The organism is Xenorhabdus sp. BG5 (genome assembly GCF_015163665.1).
Classification (GTDB): Bacteria; Pseudomonadota; Gammaproteobacteria; order Enterobacterales; family Enterobacteriaceae; genus Xenorhabdus.
Window position 1 is genome coordinate 12,272 of sequence record NZ_JADEUG010000007.1, and the last position, 18,286, is coordinate 30,557.

The 18,286-nt window shown below is 44.6% G+C and carries 17 protein-coding genes; 2 read left to right on the forward strand and 15 right to left on the reverse strand.

The window, feature by feature from the left end:
- Positions 1–17 precede the first annotated feature (17 nt).
- Positions 18–2,084, forward strand: coding sequence for a phenylacetic acid degradation bifunctional protein PaaZ (gene paaZ, locus IQ209_RS05565; protein ID WP_193849743.1), 2,067 nt, complete (start codon positions 18–20; stop codon positions 2,082–2,084).
- 252 nt (positions 2,085–2,336) lie between these two features.
- Here paaZ and soxR read toward each other — a convergent pair whose 3' ends face one another.
- The 9 genes from soxR to yhfZ all read right to left on the reverse strand — a co-directional run bounded on the left by soxR (position 2,337) and on the right by yhfZ (position 10,563).
- Entirely contained in the window at positions 2,337–2,798 is a 462-nt protein-coding gene (soxR, locus tag IQ209_RS05570) for a redox-sensitive transcriptional activator SoxR (protein WP_193849948.1), read from the reverse strand.
- Positions 2,799–2,886: 88 nt separating this feature from the next.
- A complete protein-coding gene (locus IQ209_RS05575) occupies positions 2,887–3,855 on the reverse strand; it encodes a methyltransferase (RefSeq protein ID WP_193849745.1) in 969 nt (322 codons plus the stop codon).
- 188 nt (positions 3,856–4,043) lie between these two features.
- A complete protein-coding gene (locus IQ209_RS05580) occupies positions 4,044–5,129 on the reverse strand; it encodes an aminotransferase class V-fold PLP-dependent enzyme (protein WP_193849747.1) in 1,086 nt (361 codons plus the stop codon).
- A 4-nt stretch (positions 5,130–5,133) separates the two neighbouring features.
- Positions 5,134–6,483, reverse strand: a complete 1,350-nt coding sequence (locus IQ209_RS05585; protein ID WP_193849749.1) for a YhfT family protein — start codon at positions 6,481–6,483, stop codon at positions 5,134–5,136.
- Between the two features lie 10 nt (positions 6,484–6,493).
- Positions 6,494–6,856, reverse strand: a complete 363-nt coding sequence (locus IQ209_RS05590) for a DUF2620 domain-containing protein (protein ID WP_193849751.1) — start codon at positions 6,854–6,856, stop codon at positions 6,494–6,496.
- A 103-nt stretch (positions 6,857–6,959) separates the two neighbouring features.
- The gene (locus IQ209_RS05595) at positions 6,960–7,868 is read right to left on the reverse strand and encodes a phosphotriesterase-related protein (protein WP_193849754.1); all 909 of its coding nucleotides are present in this window, start codon (positions 7,866–7,868) and stop codon (positions 6,960–6,962) included.
- An 89-nt stretch (positions 7,869–7,957) separates the two neighbouring features.
- Entirely contained in the window at positions 7,958–9,148 is a 1,191-nt protein-coding gene (locus tag IQ209_RS05600) for a YhfX family PLP-dependent enzyme (RefSeq protein ID WP_193849756.1), read from the reverse strand.
- Positions 9,149–9,247: 99 nt separating this feature from the next.
- Positions 9,248–9,610, reverse strand: coding sequence for a PRD domain-containing protein (locus IQ209_RS05605; RefSeq protein WP_193849758.1), 363 nt, complete (start codon positions 9,608–9,610; stop codon positions 9,248–9,250).
- 44 nt (positions 9,611–9,654) lie between these two features.
- The gene (gene yhfZ / locus IQ209_RS05610; protein WP_193849760.1) at positions 9,655–10,563 is read right to left on the reverse strand and encodes a GntR family transcriptional regulator YhfZ; all 909 of its coding nucleotides are present in this window, start codon (positions 10,561–10,563) and stop codon (positions 9,655–9,657) included.
- A 743-nt stretch (positions 10,564–11,306) separates the two neighbouring features.
- On the opposite strand from yhfZ, the gene IQ209_RS05615 reads away from it, so the two are divergent.
- Positions 11,307–12,824 (forward strand): adenosine deaminase, encoded by a 1,518-nt coding sequence (locus IQ209_RS05615; RefSeq protein ID WP_193849762.1) that lies wholly within the window; start codon positions 11,307–11,309, stop codon positions 12,822–12,824.
- A 116-nt stretch (positions 12,825–12,940) separates the two neighbouring features.
- On the opposite strand, the gene glpD is transcribed toward IQ209_RS05615, so the two are convergent.
- The 6 genes from glpD to gntX all read right to left on the reverse strand — a co-directional run bounded on the left by glpD (position 12,941) and on the right by gntX (position 18,284).
- On the reverse strand, positions 12,941–14,434 hold the full coding sequence (glpD, locus tag IQ209_RS05620; protein ID WP_193849764.1) for a glycerol-3-phosphate dehydrogenase: 1,494 nt from the start codon (positions 14,432–14,434) through the stop codon (positions 12,941–12,943).
- 257 nt (positions 14,435–14,691) lie between these two features.
- On the reverse strand, positions 14,692–15,450 hold the full coding sequence (locus IQ209_RS05625) for a DeoR/GlpR family transcriptional regulator (protein ID WP_193849766.1): 759 nt from the start codon (positions 15,448–15,450) through the stop codon (positions 14,692–14,694).
- Positions 15,451–15,529: 79 nt separating this feature from the next.
- Complete coding sequence (glpG, locus tag IQ209_RS05630) at positions 15,530–16,390, reverse strand: rhomboid family intramembrane serine protease GlpG (RefSeq protein WP_193849768.1); 861 nt, start codon at positions 16,388–16,390, stop codon at positions 15,530–15,532.
- A gap of 76 nt (positions 16,391–16,466) precedes the next feature.
- Complete coding sequence (glpE, locus tag IQ209_RS05635) at positions 16,467–16,790, reverse strand: thiosulfate sulfurtransferase GlpE (RefSeq protein WP_193849770.1); 324 nt, start codon at positions 16,788–16,790, stop codon at positions 16,467–16,469.
- 175 nt (positions 16,791–16,965) lie between these two features.
- Entirely contained in the window at positions 16,966–17,541 is a 576-nt protein-coding gene (gene nfuA, locus IQ209_RS05640; RefSeq protein WP_189759719.1) for a Fe-S biogenesis protein NfuA, read from the reverse strand.
- A gap of 59 nt (positions 17,542–17,600) precedes the next feature.
- Positions 17,601–18,284 (reverse strand): DNA utilization protein GntX, encoded by a 684-nt coding sequence (gene gntX, locus IQ209_RS05645; RefSeq protein ID WP_193849771.1) that lies wholly within the window; start codon positions 18,282–18,284, stop codon positions 17,601–17,603.
- Positions 18,285–18,286: the final 2 nt, after the last annotated feature.

The window sequence follows — 18,286 nt, forward strand, 5'->3', positions numbered from 1 at the left end:
AATCGGTGGAGAAAAAAATGCAACAGTTAACGAGTTACATTTGTGGTGCCTGGGTTTATGGGCAAGGTGATCCCAGAACCATTCATCATGCAGTAAGCGGCGAAGCTTTGTATCAGGTATCTTCAGAAGGTTTGCCATTGGCAGAAAGTTTAGTCTACGCCCGTGAAAAAGGGGGAAAGGCACTGGCTGCGATGACCTTCCAACAGCGTGCGCAGATGATGAAAGCCGTTGCAAAACACCTGCTCGCCAACAAAGAAGCACTGTATGCCATTTCCACGGAAACAGGTGCAACCCGTGCGGATAGTTGGGTGGATATTGAGGGGGGCGTAGCAACACTGTTCTCGTATGCAGGATTAGCAGGGCGAGAATTGCCGGATGATACCTTGTGGCCGGAAGATGAGATGATCCCACTGTCTAAACAATCCCAGTTTGTGGCACGCCATGTGCTGACTTCCCGCCCCGGTGTTGCACTGCATATTAATGCGTTTAACTTTCCCTGTTGGGGAATGCTGGAAAAATTGGCACCAACGTGGATGGCAGGTATGCCAGCGATTATCAAGCCTGCCACCGCATCTGCCCAACTGACACAGGCGATGGTGAGAATGATCATCGATAGCGGCCTGGTGCCGAAAGGGGCACTGCAATTGATCTGTGGTGGCATTGGTGATTTGTTTGATCATCTTGATTATCAGGATGCCGTGACGTTTACCGGCTCGGCACAAACGGGACGGAAGTTGCGTGTCCATCCTCGACTGATAGAAAAATCCATTCCTTTTACGATGGAAGCGGATTCGCTTAACTGCTGCATTTTAGGTGAGGATGTGACACCAGATATGCCGGAGTTTGGCGTTTTCATCAAAGAAGTGGTACGCGAAATGACGGTGAAGGCCGGCCAGAAATGTACGGCTATCCGACGCGTTATTGTGCCTGCCAGCCAAATGGAAGCGGTTAAACAAGCGCTACTTAAGCGGCTGTCTGGTGTGGCTGTTGGTGATCCTACGTTGCCAGAAGTGCGCATGGGGGCGTTGATTAATCGGGAACAGTGTGACGAGGTGCAGGCGAAAGTTAACGAATTGCGCACTAGTGGTTGCGAGGTTTTATGTGGTGGTTCACTGGATAAATTGGTGCTGACAGGTGATAGCAACCGTAATGGTGCCTTCTACCCGCCGACATTACTCTACTGTGCAGATCCAATGACCAATCAGGTGGTACACAGCACGGAAGCCTTTGGGCCGGTTGCCACGTTAATGACGTATCAGGATACCGAACAGGCGATTGCATTGGCGATGATGGGGCAGGGGAGTTTGGCGGGGTCATTGGTGACGGCAGATGAGCAGATTGCCGTACAGGTGATCCGGGCGACAGCCTGTGCGCATGGCCGAATGTTAGTGTTGGATGAAGCGGCGTCTGCGGAATCCACGGGACACGGTTCCCCGCTGCCTATGTTAGTACATGGTGGCCCAGGGCGTGCCGGTGGCGGCGAAGAGTTAGGTGGCTTGCGTGCCGTGAAACATTATATGCAGCGCACAGCGATTCAAAGCAGTCCAAGTATGCTGGCAGCGATTGGTCGTGAGTGGGTTCGTGGCGCGAAAGTGAAAGAAGAACCGATTCATCCATTCCGCAAATATTTTGAGCAAATTGAAATAGGTGAAAGTTTACTGACTGCTCGCCGGACGGTGACGGAAGCGGATATTGTGAATTTCGCCTGTCTGAGTGGCGATCATTTTTACGCCCACGTGGATAAAATCGGTGCGGCTGAATCTTTGTTTGGCGAGCGTGTGGCACATGGTTATTTTGTCGTATCGGCAGCTGCGGGCTTGTTCGTTGATGGTGCGGTAGGGCCGGTGCTGGCTAACTATGGTATGGAAAATTTGCGTTTCATTGAGCCGGTCAAGATTGGCGATACCATTCAAGTTCGTTTGACCTGCAAGAAGAAGATTAAGAAAGTCCAGAAGACGCCAGAAGATAAACCACATGGTGTGGTGATGTGGGATGTGCAGGTGTTGAATCAGGAACAACAGCCAGTGGCGCTTTATAGCATCCTGACTTTAGTAGAGCGGCAGCAAGGGGATTTTATGGCTTAGGATAAGCAAGAGCCTGAGGGTATTTGTCAAAGGCAAGGGGCAGCGGTAATCCTCAGGCTGTTTATTAAAGTTTAAATTCAGGCTGAATTTTATCGGTAGCATATGTGAGTTGTAACGTTCGGAATAATTCTTCTAATGTCGCTCGCAGATAACTCGTTTTAGATCACGATAAGCGGCCTGTTTATTCGCCAAACGGAGCGGCCTGCCGACAAAATGGGGAGGACTTCCTCAAGATGCGAGTGAACAGCGTGTTTAATCCTTTTCTAAAATTCTTGGGCCAGTCCCATCTTGTCCAAAAACATCATTCGGATTACGTAAAGGACATTCCTCTAACGAAAGGCATCCACATCCAATACAACGACCTAAATTATCACGCAACCGGACGAGTTTTTTGATGCGTAGAGCCAATATATCTTGCAATTGTAAGGAAAATGTTAGCCATTGTTCGGCGGTTAATTTACTATCAGGTGGGAACTGGTCTAGTGCTTTTTTTATCTCTTTCAGAGAGATACCTGTACTTTGTGCGATTTTAATGATTGCAATATAGCGTAATACAATCGAAGAATAACGGCGTTGGTTACCTTGATTGCGTGAACTTTTGATTAATCCTTTCGATTCATAAAAATGGAGGGCAGATATAGCAACTCCGCTACGTTTTGATACCTCTCCGATAGTTAAGTCTCTATGAAAATCAATATCTTGATCTTTCGCCATATCTATTGGCCTTAAGTTAACTGTAGGTTTTGTATGAGCCTTAGTTGGGGCCATAATCCAGCCCCGCAGCAGTCACTTTAGTGTAAATTCATTTTTTCATTTCGATAATGTAGTAGTTGCCATTTTCCGTGGAAAAATTCATGCTGTAGATATTTGTGATAGAGAGACTCGCTTGTTTTGCCATAAATTCAAATTCTGATTGATATCGTTTCTTGCCTAACAGAAGAGTATCTATATATAAATCAAATGACACTGCTTCATTTGGCTCTTTAATCATATCGATAACATATAAAACGGAATCTTCCCGCATGGCTTTATGGCAGTTTTTGAGAATATCAATAGCTTGATTATCTGGCCAATCATCTAAAACATTTTTTATGCTGTAGGCATCATATCCTGCTGGAATAGTAGAAAAGAAATTACCATTGATAAAAGTAATCCCTTCTGGTTCTTGCCTGATAAAATCATATTGATCCATGACGTGGCATTGGATATGTGGATAGTGCATTTTTATACTTTTTGCCAAAGAACCCACCCCACCCCCGATATCAATCAATGAAGAAATGCCATTTAGAGGGATATGTTCAATAATATGTTCATTCATCTTATCGGTCATTTTTGCCAATAAATTATCAAAAACTGTTTTGATAGTTTTATTTTTTTCATGACTGAGATAATCAAAAAATGGCTCATGATGGGTAAGTTCAAAAGCAGATTTTTTATTCGTTTTACTTAAGGAGGCACTGTATTGTGACCAAGCGTTCCAGAAGGCAGGATCTAATTCGAACTTTATATATAATGTTTCAAAGCTGTTTGGATCACTGAGTGATGCCCATTGTTCAGTAAGGTAAAATTTATCCTCTTTTTTGGTTAACACATTAAGTGTTTGCATATAATTCAATAACCTATGGAATCTGTCTTGATAAACATGACATCGCTGAGCAATTTGTTCCACGGTTTTACCATCTTGGGTACTTAAATATAATGGTGCTTTACTATCTACAAAAGCAAATAGTGCATTCGATTTACGATAGGCAGTAACTATTTCCAATGACATTATTATTCTCCTTATTCAATTTTTTAAATAAATTGAAAGGCATTGGTTATATGTATTCTGATTATTTATTTTCCCTGGTTAATGAGCACACTATAAAACCTCAAGATAACTTGAGGTCAAGTAATATTTATCTAATTACGTCTAATATTTTTTGAATGTATGCTATTAACCATTTAAGCTGCGTTTTTTTATTTCAACTGGCAGCTTTCCCGTAAAATGCGCATTACGGTATTTGCACCGCTACGGTTGGGATTGATGCGGATCATGCGTTGTTCCAGGGTGGGATCTGCCTGACGGAAGGTGCCGGAAATGCGGTAAAACAGGGGTGGGATTTCAAACTTTGACTCTGCACCTACCGGATAAGGTAGTGCACCGAGTGTGTGAGCTGTGGCGAGTACTCTTTCTGCAATGGGAGCGTGAAATTCTACGAGTAACACTTTTGATTGTGCATTGGCAAGGACGGCTTGTTTTACCTGTGGCAACTCCCCTTGGTTCAAGCGCGTCACCAGTTCGTTATTCACTTCGGCCTGTACTGCGTGCATAACCGGCGCGAATACCATACCACGTAGGGCTTCCATTGCTTGATAACCTTGTATCTGGCAGCCACCGGAGTACATACTGTGGCGTAGATTATCAATGATTGCCTGCTTTCCTACAATTAACCCAACGCCTTGTGGTCCCAATAATTTGAAGCAAGAGAACGTGGACAGGGTTGCGCCATATTGACAACCGATATGCGCTACTTTTATCGCCGCGTAGTTATCATCGACTAATGAAGGAATGTCATATTGATTCAGGGTGCTGATAACCTCTTGCAGGGAGTAGCGGTCAGACATTTTCTGGCGTGTATGTTGGACCAGGCTGGCTGCGGGTTGGTATTGCTCAATGGCGGCCATAATTTGCTCTGTGTGGTTGAAATCTGCCTGAACGACACGAAGCCCCATTTGTTCAATTGATGCCTGGGTTGTGGGATAAATCGGTGCATTATGCACAAGTAACGTTGAATTAGGGCTGACCAACGCGGCCAGCCCTGCGCGTAATGCGCCCGTTCCTGCTCCATTGACAAAAGCGGCGGTCTCAGCACTAAAAAACTCCGCAATCACCGCTTCAATGCGTCGAGTCATCCGTGGTTGGTGGAGATCTGGGACCAAGCCCAGATCACCTTGCGAAAGAAAATCAGCACCAGGAAAGTGACGACAGATAATATCAACCAGCCTGAATTGTTGCTGTTGCGCTTGTGCCATCGTCATGCTTTGCAATGGATAGGTTTTCATTTTCTTATTTTATTCCCAGCAGAAAGAGCAAGTTTGCCAGAATGCCCACAATGATTGTTGCGATTGGGCCGATAGCCATTTCCACTAAAGGACGTTTGGATGTACGGTTAAGTAGATAGATACCCGCCACGATCATAAAGCCCATGCCCGGCAGAATAGCGTTGGCGGCAATCATCGCACCAACCAGCAAAGCAACTTCGAGCATTTTGGTGATCGCGGTACGAATATGTCCGCTGCATGCTTTCACCCCAGGGTATTTATCCAACCAGATAGCGATTTTTGCCAGTAGCTGGATTTCAATGAACATGGTGATGCCGCCTGCGACAAAGGCAATCCACGGATTGTTGGTTGCCAACCCTGCCACAAACACAAATTTCATGCCATTTGGGCTATAAACGCCTGTGGCTATAGCCGTCGTGCCCACTAATGGGATAAAGCTGATGGCACGTGCCAGTGCTACCAGCAATGCGTTGGTCTGTTCACCTTGCGCCATGAGTTGTAAGGAAACAGGCCCTTCCGCCAGCAGGCTAAAAGACATGGTGGCGGCACTGGCGGTCAGGCCGCCGCACAGGATTAGCAGCCATTTATTTTTCTGGATACGTTCTATACGGGTGGAAAACAGGCCGATTAAGACCTCGTTGGCACCTTTTTGCTCCGCTGTCTGCGTTGGGCGTTCACGCATTGCAAAGTAGAACATGGCAATCATCGACAGTAATAGTGCAGCGCCGTTAGGGTCAATGCTGACGGGTTTTTCGATCATCCCTCCAAAGCTCAATGGGCCAATGGCCTTGGTTGCCAGATAGCCGACCAGCGCGGTGAACATGACCAAAAGCCCTTTGCGATAGCCATATTGATAGCCGACGACCATCGCAGGAAACAGGGCAAAACAGGCCACAATCGGATCGCCCACTTTCTTGAGGTCATCGGTGAAATTGACGGGCAACATGGCAAACAGTTCCACCACCGAACGCAGCCCAGCCAGCAATGCGATGGCATATAAGGCACCAATGACACCAGAGGCGATAAAGCCTCTCCGGCTGTTGGCACACCAAATCCCGATCATGTCTGTACCGAGTAACAGGCTGTGAACCAAGACAATGGGGGCGGTGAGTGAAAAGGGAATGCCAAAACCGACAACCAAACCAATGCTCAGGGCGAAACTGGTTGCGGCAAGCGCTTTGCGGCTCATGCGACCTTCAAGGTATTCCGGCAAAAGTGGGCGCAGGCCATCGTGGAAAACGGCGATACCACGGTTTGCCATCATCGCGGCAATGGCGCCAATGGCTGCCAATAGCCCTGCTTTAAAAGGATCGACCTCCATCAATCTCAGGAGGAAATCATGGAAATGTTGCATGATTGACTCCTTACAGTGAGATGATGGTATTGATGATCACAGGCAGGACGATATCAATATCCTGGCCGGTAAAACCAAATGCTTTCTTACCGGCTTTCACATGGGCGATGATTTCGTCATTAGATAAGATTTTTCCCGGCATTCCGACGGTGGCACATTGATTGAGTCCAATAAGCGCAATTGCCATTGCCAGCGCACCTCCTCCACCCGTATTGCACGCGCCAAAATAGTAATCTGCTTCGCCATTTTTAATTGCCATTGCCGCGTCAATATCATTCATGATGGTAATGGCGGTGGCTTTATTGCCTGCCCATTGACGAATACCTTCGGCTATTGCTTGTTTCTCTATTTGTCCACCAACGACAAATCTCATGTTGTTATCCCTCTCTTTGTATCTTCATATCGGATTGCTTTTTGAAAAAGCTATGTTTTTAGAATGAACTTATTTTAACTTTCTGTTTTATAGATTTATTTTTTTATTTAATCTTGCCTTGGAAAAATTGTGCAGGGTTATCACGCAGCATTTGGTCTATCTGTTTTTGGCAAAAACCCGCTTCCAGCAACATGGGAACGAATACGGTTAGCAAGTAATCAAAGCCATTTCCCCCATTGTTTTTCAAATGAGATCGACGCGTGATATCTTGGGAAAGCATGACTCGATCAAGCAGTCCACGCTTGGCAAGTTCTTGCAACATGGTAATGCGTCGATTGTCGGGATAGTAATTATTTTTGCCGATTGTATCGAATTGTACCCATGCTCCGGCCTCTAGCAGCGGAATAATGGTGTCCAGATTATCTCTCAGATCACAATGACCGATAGCCACATATTCAGGGGAAACGCCAAACGCCTTTAGCAGTGCCAACTGCTCACATCCCATTGTGCTTAATGTGGTGTGGGTGGAAATGGGACAGCCTGTAGCCTGGTGTGCCAATGCCGCAGCGGTGAACACCTTTTGCTCATCTTTCGTGATTTGATCGAGACTGGAACCAATTTCTGCAATTATCCCTGCTTTTAATGCGGTGCCATCAATGCCAATTTCAATTTCAGTGATCATGTCATCGGCGATAGCCTGTACACTTAACTCTCTGAAATGAGCAGGGAGGAATGGTTGTTTATAGTAGCCCGTCGAGGCAATGATATTGATACGGGTATCACGCATCAGATCCAGCAGAAAAGCGGCGTTGCGCCCCATGTAACGATTGGTCATCTCCACGATGTTTCTTACCCCAAGGATGTAGAGGTGACGAAGTTCTCCTGCGATCAGATCGTATTGATCCAATCGACAATCCAGGTTTCCTTTCACATCAGAGAGATCGATATGCAAGTGCTCATGTACATAGGTATAGCCTGAAACATCAATCAAGTTATTTGCCTTTGTTGCCAAACGGCCGGATCATGCGGTAATTCCGTTATAGCGAAAATAATATTATTTAATGATGGAGTGATCTTATTTGTAATAACCTTGTTGGGGGATTAGTTAGAATAACCACTATTTTTCCAATTTCCTTGACTGTCATAAATCCCTTCAAGTTTTGGAGAGCCAGATTGAATACCTGAAACAAGGGCAACATCGCTGCGCGTTGTGAAAATCTGAGGGCGAAAACACATGATCACTGGGCTACCAATAGGATGAGTGCCTGCTAATGGGAGGTGGTAGTCAATGCAGGGTTCACCCAGACGCAGTATGCGTACTTTTTTAGCCAGGGTGATGCCAGGAGGGATGGTGCGTTCAGGAAGAACCAATGCATGTTTCATATGCCCGCGTTTATAATAGCCGCCACCATAGCAGTAACTATGACCATCGTGATGATGGGAAATTTCTGTGAGATAAACCATTGCAATATGCTCCGGCTCGTGGCCACTGAAGTTAGCGGGGATGGTTCCGGTCAAGGCATGGCCTGGTTCCAGGTGGGTGGCGCCGTATTTGGCCAGTAATGGTATGGTGTTACAGCTTGAAGCTGCCGGCGCATTGATTTGTGAAAGTTTGATGCCGAGTTGCTCCAGTCGGTTTCGTGCCCGAATGAGGGTGAGCAAATTGTTGGTGGGTAAGGTTATCTGATAGCGGGAATCCCATGCCAGGCAAGGAAAATGCGTCAACCCGCTCAATTTGATGCCCGGCATGAGCTTTAAGGCATCGACAACGGTGTCTAGTTCATTGAAGGTGATACCGGCTTCTTGGCCAGGAAAAGTGATATCTCGTTTATCAAATATTTTCAGCATGATGGGCTGAATTCGCCCCAGTTTCTCCGCAATATCCGAAATGGCTTGGGCTTTTTCAAGGGAAAATACGGTAATGATACTTGGACTATGCTTGAGCATGGTTTCTATTAAATGTGTTGGGATCTGCACCAAATGGCCGATGTGGCACAGTGGAATACCATGCTGGCTCAGGCTATAAGCTTCCCTGAAATCGACAGCCACGACACCGCGATAACCGAGTTCAATCAATTTCTTGGTTAGCCAGGGGTTACGTCCAATTTGTTTGGTCATCAAATAGAGCTCAATGTCATATTGCTCCGCGCTTTGCAGCAAGCGCCGGCCATTGTCCAAAACCTGATCGACGTCGATGATATAGGTATCTGGCAAGATTGCACCTTGTTGCCAAAGGTTTTTTGCAACTTCAATCAATTTGGGGTTCTGTTTTTTTAATGCCTCAATAAACATAGGACTCCCTTTATCGCTGCAAAGCAGCAAAGCTGTGTGAAATCAACATTTTTACAGGTAAATTTTCATTTTTTTGAATATTTTTATGGGAATCAAAAACTAACCTCTTGCGAGTGAAAATATTAAACCATATAAATTTGCCAACAGATAGCCTTCCTCGCTGGGATGCAAGGTCACGGCAAATTTTTCGATTAGGGAGTGATGAATTGTGAGTAAGTGCTCGTAGTATTCAGATTGCTCGAGTTTTGCCAATATTTCTTTATCCAATGGGGCTATTATTTCACCACGGCGTGAGCGCATGAAAGCACTTGCCATATGGGTAAGCGCCATTTCGCCTTGCGGATGACGGATAGGGATGTGCCAGATATCTTCCAGAACATGCACAACTTCCAGCATGTTATCGTAGATATCTTGATCGATAACGCCACCTTGTAGCAGGATAGTTAGCCGTTGTTCTATCATTGCTTTTTGTTATACGCAGGTGTTAATCAGCCGCTTATTTTGGTTCAATAAACGGGTTCGATGATGCCTGTTACTACGTTTTGTTGATGGGTCAGCAATAGATCCCTATCAACCATAGTATGCAGGAGTTGCTGGATAGGGATATTATCCTTACGGATAAGGATAACGGCTTCAGAAGCCTTGATAAAACACTCACTGCTGTCAGGGAGTTGGGTCATCAGACCTTGTGCTATGAGTTCATGGCCTTGTCCAACGTTCCAAATGGCCGCATCAATGTGACCTTTTATGATTTGATTTAGGCATTCATGATAGGAGACCTCGACCAATTCAATCTCTTTGTCAGCAAAGTATTGCTTTGTCATTATTTTTTGGTCTGCTGAGGTGCTATCTAATCCAACGCGACGAATTGATTCCATTTCGCCATTGCGAAAGATTAACCTATGCCTGTCTGTATAACTTTGTGTCCCTAGTGAAAGCGCAATATATAGATCTTTATTTTCTGGGTGCTGTTCTGCGGCAAGTCTTGATGTTACCGCTAAATCGTAAACACCACTCAGTAAACATTCAATGCGGATATCTGAGCCACGCATGTGCGCGAAGTAAAAGGGAACACTTGCACACAATGCTTTTAAACCACTGGCCAGCCCTTCATAAGCACGGGTATATGGGAGTGGCATCGCACAAACCACATTGCCAATATCGGCATACTGCAACAGTAATTTGTGGTTTATCTGTGCAAGAAAGCTACCACTACGACCACGACGCTTAATTCCAACCACCTGCGCCTGTTCAAGAGATTTTAATGCTGCTTGCATCAAACCCACGGACAATCCACATTCTTTAGCCAATACTTCTATGGTTTTCAGGCGATTACCACATTGTTCAGAGAGGAGATAACGAGCCAGAAATGACTGCGCGATCCCCTCTTTCTTAATGAATGTTTGACTCATCATTACAAGTTCTTATCCATTCCTATTTATATTCATAAAATTGAACATAAATCGCAATAAGCGAATTAAAGAAAAGGGATTAATATCACAATTACAAAAAAAATGAAAATTTAAAAAATGATAAAGTTTAATATTATCAATATTTTGAATATATATTTCAATTTTGCATTGAAGATATAAAAATTGCCATCATGGGAGAATATAGGGCCGGTGAGGGTATTATCTATGCCCGCTCACTGTGTTTTTCTGTATCGATGGTGATTTTTGCTATACTATTTATCACGCCACAGAATAATTAGGCTATATTCTGCACGTTGTTCTTGTATGGATCAATAAAATATCTTATGGAATGTATTTTATTTAAGATCATTAAAATTTAGCTTTTTCTGTTGTTATAGCCAACAATAAAGCAGGTTTATTATATGATTATATTTTCATTTTCTTATTTATATACTCAATAAACTTCAAGTTGCAATCCGCAAGATGAGGCGAGGCCTTATATTTCCCTGCGCAGCAGGGAGAAACAAAGAGTTATGTTGTCTTATAATGAGCAACTTGAAAGGTAACGCATATATATGCCTAATAACTTTGGAATTCCTGGGACATAAGATTGTTTTTTGAAAGATGAAATATATAAATCAAAATATTGCCCGGATTGAATACAAGTCATATTAGTGGTATCACTTCCCTTAGTACCACTTATAGCTTATAGCGCTTAACAAATATCGAGACTAGGAAAAAGGGTTATGAATACTTTACCCATTGTAATCATTTTATTGATGTTACTTCCTTGTCTGGTCAATGCTGGTGAAGTAAATACAGTTTTAGCCAAGGAAAATGAAACAGCGACAGCACGTTTTTTCAGTAAGCTGATTGAAACCAACGATCCAAATATTGCAGAGCTAACAATGGCATTGAAAATGATGCCTAAAGGTGCAGATATCCATATTCACTATTCTGGTGCAATATATGCAGAAACCTATCTTGATTGGGTTGGTGATAAGGGCTATTGCATTTATGATCGGACCGATCCGAGACTTAAAATCGAAATTTTTCGAATAGAAACACGTCAGAAAAGCCTACTCCCAAACAAGAATCAGCCATTTTGTCTCGAAAAGAGTGCGGTTATTGCAAACAATGCTTTCTACCGAAAACTATTGAAGGTATGGTCAAACAAGGATTTCCATAACCATTATCACATGCAGAAGGCTCCGGACCAGCAATTTTTTGATACCTTTAGTTATTTCAGCCCATTATCACATCAAATTTTAACGGATGGGATAACTAAATTAAAAAATCGGGCCAAAAATGAAAATGTTCAGTATCTGGAAATAATGTTAAACAGAGCACCTTCTTTTGAGTACCCAGAACTGGCTAAAGAACTTGATGCGTTAGACCCAGATGCTGATGAAAATACCGTTTTCGCAGCATTGGCGCCCTATGCGGATTTTATGGTTAAGGACCCACTTGTTACGAAAGGTATATCTGATTATATCCAAACTGAAGAAGCGGCGGTTTCCGGGATAGACGATGATGAGTTTCGGATTCGGCTCCAATCTTATGTTGTTCGTAATGCGTCACGCGCGACTGTATTCTCAAGTTTGTATTCGGCATTTTCGGCGGCACATATGAGCAAAAAGATTGTCGGTGTGAATATTGTTGGGCCGGAAAATGGTTATATAGCCATTCGTGACTATAAGTTGCACATGCTGATGTTCCGGTATCTAAAAAGGCTTTTCCCCGATGTTCGTTTATCGCTACATGCGGGGGAATTAGTGAGTGGAATGGTTCCGCCAGAAGATTTGGCAAATCACATTCGATATGCCGTTGATATTGCAGGGGCAAATCGGATCGGCCACGGTGTTGATATTGCCAGAGAAGAGAAGGCCTTTGCATTACTCCAGGTACTGAGAGAAAAGGAAATTCCTGTCGAAATTAACCTGACGAGTAATGACTTTATTCTTGGTGTTAGAGGAAATAAGCATCCGATAAAACTTTATCAACGTTATGGAGTGCCTTTTGTGATATCAAGCGATGACCCAGGAGTTTCTCGTGGTGACCTGACTCATGAATTTGTCATCTTTGCCACAAACTACAAGCCATCTTATGCAGAGATCAAAAAAACCGTATTTAATAGCATCCAATATTCTTTTCTATCCCCAGAGGAAAAATCGGCGGAGTTTCAGGATCTGCGGTCCAGGTTTTTGATTTACGAATCAGAGATTGCGGGAATAGAAATTGCGATAGAAAATAGGGATGATTGATTTCGAAAGTTTATGTTCGTTTGTGGGTTCGATGAGCGGAATAAACTGATATGACACGAATAAAAAATGAAAAATGGCGATAATTTCTATCGCCATTTTCAAAATCAATCTTGCAATCAAGCGGCTTTGGCGTTTTGTGCCAGCCAGTCAGCTACACGCTGTTTTTGTTCATCAGTGAGCCACATACCCAGTTTGGTTCGGCGCCAGATAGCATCATCTAGCTCGGTTACCCATTCGCATTTAACCAAATAACGCAGTTCCGCTTCATACAAATTATGGCCGAAACATTCGCCGAGATCGGCCAACGTTTCTGCGCCTTGCAGGATGAATTGGCTGTTGCTGCCGTAAGTACGGGCATAACGCAGTGCCACACCTTCAGGCAGCCAGTTATGACGCTGGCGTAGCAGGCGCGCATAACCATCGCGATCACAGCCTTCCAGCTCACCGCCTGGTAACTTGCCATTTTTGGTCCATGCATTGCCCGCGTTAGGGTAGTACTGCGCCAGTTTATCCATAGCGTGTTCAGCCAGTTTGCGATAAGTTGTTAGCTTACCGCCAAATACGGACAGTAATGGCATCTGGCCTTGCTCATCTTGCACATCCAGCGTGTAATCACGGGTGATCGCTTGTGGTGAATCGGATTCATCATCACACAGGGGGCGAACGCCAGAGTAAGTCCAAACAATATCATCGCGACCAAGCTGTTTCTTAAAGTGGTCGTTATAGACTTTCAGCAAATAGTCGATCTCTTTATCGTCAATTTTGACTTCTTTTGGATCGCCTTTGTATTCAACATCCGTTGTGCCGATAATCGAAAATTCGTTATTCCATGGAATGACGAATACGATGCGGTGATCTTCATTTTGCAGAATATAAGCCTGCGGCTCATCGTGAACGCGAGGCACAACGATATGACTGCCTTTGATCAGACGGATGCCATAAGGTGATTTTAGTTGCAGCCCGTTATCGAAGAAATTTTTCACCCACGGGCCAGTTGCGTTAACCAAACCTTTCGCGCGCCATGTGTTGGTTTCGCCAGTTTTGAGGTTTGTGGCTTCAACCATCCAATAGCCATTTTCACGCCATGCACGAGTTACCTGGGTGCGGGTATGTACTTCACCGCCGTGTTTCTGCACTTCTTGTGCGTTTAGAACCACCAGACGCGCATCGTCAACCCAACAGTCGGAATATTCAAAGCCACGGGTGATAGATGGCTTCAATACCGAATTTGTGCCAAATTTTAGCCCCTTACTGCCTGGTAAGCTAACGCGTTTGCCCAAGTTATCGTACAGGAACAGCCCAATACGGATCATCCACGCTGGACGTAGGTGTGGTTGATGTGGCAGGCGAAAACGCATCGGGAATGCAATATGGGGAGCCAGTTTTAAAAGCACTTCACGTTCTGCCAGTGCTTCACTGACCAAACGAAACTCATAATGTTCCAGATAGCGTAAACCGCCATGGATCAGCTTGGAGCTGGCAGATGAAGTTGCACTGGCCAAATCTTGACCTTCCAACAGTAGGACTGAAAGCCCCCGGCCAGCAGCATCTGCCGCAATACCAGCGCCGTTAATTCCGCCGCCTATTACAATCAAGTCTTTGGTTTCCATTGCATCCCCTCTGAAATGTTCGAAACAGTTCTTTAATGTTCGTTTTCGCTCAAGGATTGTAATTAAAAATTCATCAATCGCCAACTATTAACTCAGAAAAAACATATTCACGTGATACAGGTAACAAAATCTTGTCTTATACATAAGATTAATAAGGTTTTTGTGGGATACAAATTTGAGGGGGAATATTTGTAGGAGCTAACCCCCACCAGAATATCTGGTGGGACATTATCATGGCACTTTTACCTAAAAAGTGATTAGCACAATTCCAACTTAACACTGTGTTGCTCGATAATTTTTTGAATGCCGGAAGGGGGGGCTTTATCCGTGAACAAAAAATCAATCAGGTTCATGTTACCGAGGTTAACCATAGCATTGCGGCCGAATTTTGAATGGTCGGCAACCAGCATGACACAGCGGGAGTTTTCGATAATGGCACGTTTGGTACGAACTTCGTGGTAATCGAATTCCAGCAGTGAACCATCACTATCGATGCCGCTGATCCCAAGAATGCCGAAATCAAGGCGGAACTGGGAAATAAAGTCTAGCGTTGCTTCGCCAATGATACCGCCATCGCGGGAGCGTACTTCACCCCCTGCCAAAATTAGGCGAAAATCTTCTTTGCCCATAAATAGGGTTGCGACATTGAGATTGTTGGTGACAATTCGTAAATCACGATGGTTGAGCAGAGCATGTGCTACGGCCTCTGGCGTTGTTCCAATATCGATGAACAGCGTTGCGCCGTTTGGAATTTGGGTGGCAACTTGTTGTGCAATTCGAGCTTTTTCATCCGATCCCATGATCTTGCGGTCATGATAGGCGGTGTTGACCGAGCTGGATGGCAACGCGGCACCGCCATGGTGACGCTGGATCTTATTTTTATCTGCGAGATCATTTAAATCACGTCGAATAGTTTGCGGGCTAACATCAAAATGTGCAACCAGCTCTTCAGTGCTGACATAACCTTGAATGCGCACCAGCTCGATTATTGCATCATGTCGCTGAGTTTGCTTCACAAAATTCCCCTAATATATGCATAGATGGATTATCGTTGACCAAAATTATCTCCCTTCTATTTCAAGCCGATGCTGAAACCTATTGGGACTTATTTGGCATTTTTTGGTTTTTTTGTTTACGCAAATTATCCCATAACCCCATTAATAACCCGATGATTAATCCTGCAACATGGGCGGCATTGGCGATGTTTAACGAAAATAGATCGAAATAGCCCACCAACAACCAAATGACAGAGACAGCGATTAACCCTCTGGGAGCACTGATCCCTCGTTTTGGAGAGATTTCACCGGTTAGCCAAACATACCCGATCAGTGCGTAGACGACACCGGATAATCCCCCGAAATCAGATCCGCTGAATAATGATTGTGCCCAACTACTGAAAATGGCTGACACTATCGTGATTTCAAACAGTTTGCAGCCCCCAATCTTCTGCTCTACCTGGCTGCCGAAATACCACCATAAGGCAAGATTAAAGAGCAGGTGTGTCAGAGAGAAATGCAATAGAGCTGGGCTTATCCAGCGCCATAACTCCAGATACTGATCACTGTTAGCTGGCCATGCTAACCAGTTCATAACATCCGGTATGCCTGCCATTGCCACCCAGAGGTAAACGAGGATGCAGAGCAGGGTTATCGCAATAGTCAGGGGGCCAGACTGACTTTTGAGCGTACTCAAATTCAGGTTGTTATGATATTTGAAGAAGCTGACAGATTTGCCTGTTTGCCAACTGGCCGCTTGATAGCGTTCATTGAGTGGATCGTGAGCAAAGTGGCGAAGTTCCTCTTCAACCCGACTGAGTTGGCTATCATCCTCTAACCAGAGTTCAACTAATGGTGGCTCATTGGTGGGCCGCATGGTCAAATGAATGCCCTGCGTCGCCATATAATCAATAAAGGCCTGAGCCAGCCGAGGATTAGATATTGCGGTTATATGGATCATTGCTCGTCTTATCTCTGCCTTAAGTTGAAGTTAATTGCACTGGAGTTAATTGCATTAGAATCAGCGCGTTAAGGGTTTATTGAGTATGAACAGCGTGAGGATAGTCTTTTTGCCAGACTTCAAAACCGCCATTGACACTATAAACGGTCTCAAAACCCATATTGATCAGGTATTGTGCCGCGCCTTGACTGCTATGGCCGTGGTAGCACATCACCATGACCGGTTGGTCAAAATCCGCTTCCTGTAGAAAATTATTGAGTGTTTCATTTGTCAGGTGAAACGCTCCGGTTGCGTGTCCAGCATGGAAGCTTTGTGGATCGCGGATATCAACCATGACTGCGGTTTTATCGAGCCAATGTTGGTAAGCCTGTTCAGGAGTTATCGTTCGAAAATGGTCCATAAATACTCAATGTAGTTTCTAAAATTTTCATTTTTAATATATTCATTTCTGAATAGTCGTCAGGTCATACCTGACTGCCTTCCCAATATCGCCATTGGGAAGGCATAGAAATCTAGAGATAGAAAATGTTAGAAACAGAAAAATGGTTAAAAATTGTCAAAATAAGAATGAAAAATCAGTAATATGAATGTTCACCGCGCTGATGCTCAGTCAGATCTTTCACACCTTTTAATTCCGGGAATGTCTGTAATAACTGTTTTTCGATCCCCTCTTTCAGAGTGACATCGACCATTGAACAGCCGTTACATCCACCGCCGAATTGCAGAATAGCATAACCTTCATCGGTGATTTCCATCAGGCTGACACGGCCACCATGCCCTGCTAGCTGTGGATTGATCTGCGATTGCAGGACATATTCAACACGATCAATCAGTGGGGCATCGTCCGCCACTTTACGCATTTTAGCGTTCGGGGCTTTCAGGGTCAGTTGGGAACCCAATTGATCGGTCACAAAATCAATGACGGCTTCTTCCAGAAAAGGTGCACTAATTTCATCAACATAAGCAGAGAGTTGATCGAACTTCAATTCGGTGTCAGTGGCTTCAACAGCATCCGGTGGGCAATAGGAAACACCGCATTCAGCGGTTGGTGTTCCTGGATTAATAACAAAGACGCGGATCTGTGTGCCCGGTTCTTGATTTGCCAGTAGCTTGGCAAAATGTGCTTGCGCTGCTTCAGTAATATTAATCATGTCATTTGCTCAATAGTTGACTGTTCTAGTTGGTTATAATACGCCCATTTATAAAGGAACTACAAGGTTCGGCATATTGCCCAAGCCTGTACAGAACGAGCACCAGCACGAATTATCAACTGTGAAGCCTCATGCAGTGTTGTGCCCGTGGTGATCACATCGTCGAAAATAGCGACATGTTGATCGGTAAAATCGCCCTGTAATTGAAAGGCTTGCTTAAGATTGGTTCTCCTTTGGGCGGCAGATAAGCCCCGCTGCGTGAGTGTAGCACGTGAGCGGCGTAAAAAATCCGGTTGATATGGACATTGCAGCCAACCTGATAGGGATCGGGTAATGAGTTCAATGTGATCGAAGCCACGTTGCCAGCGTTTTCTGCGGTGCAGAGGAATGCCTAATATGCGATCTGGCTTATGCCAGCGGCCTTCACGATAGCCCTGCAACCAATGCAGCAGGAATAAACGCGCCAGCACGGAGGCGAGTTGTGGGGTATTGTTATATTTATAGCGTTGAATAAGCTGACTTAATGGTGGGGTGTAATCCGTAATGGCGATCAAATATTGCCACGCAGGGGGATTCTTTACGCATCGCCCACAGGGAAGGTTGCCGGATTCAGCAGGCAGTGCACAGCGTGGACAGACATGTTGCAACCGCCTTAAGTGACGGTGGCAGAGATAACAAATCCCATGATGGGCAAAATACAAATTTTGCTGGCATAGCCAACAGTATCCAACCATTGTTAGCATAG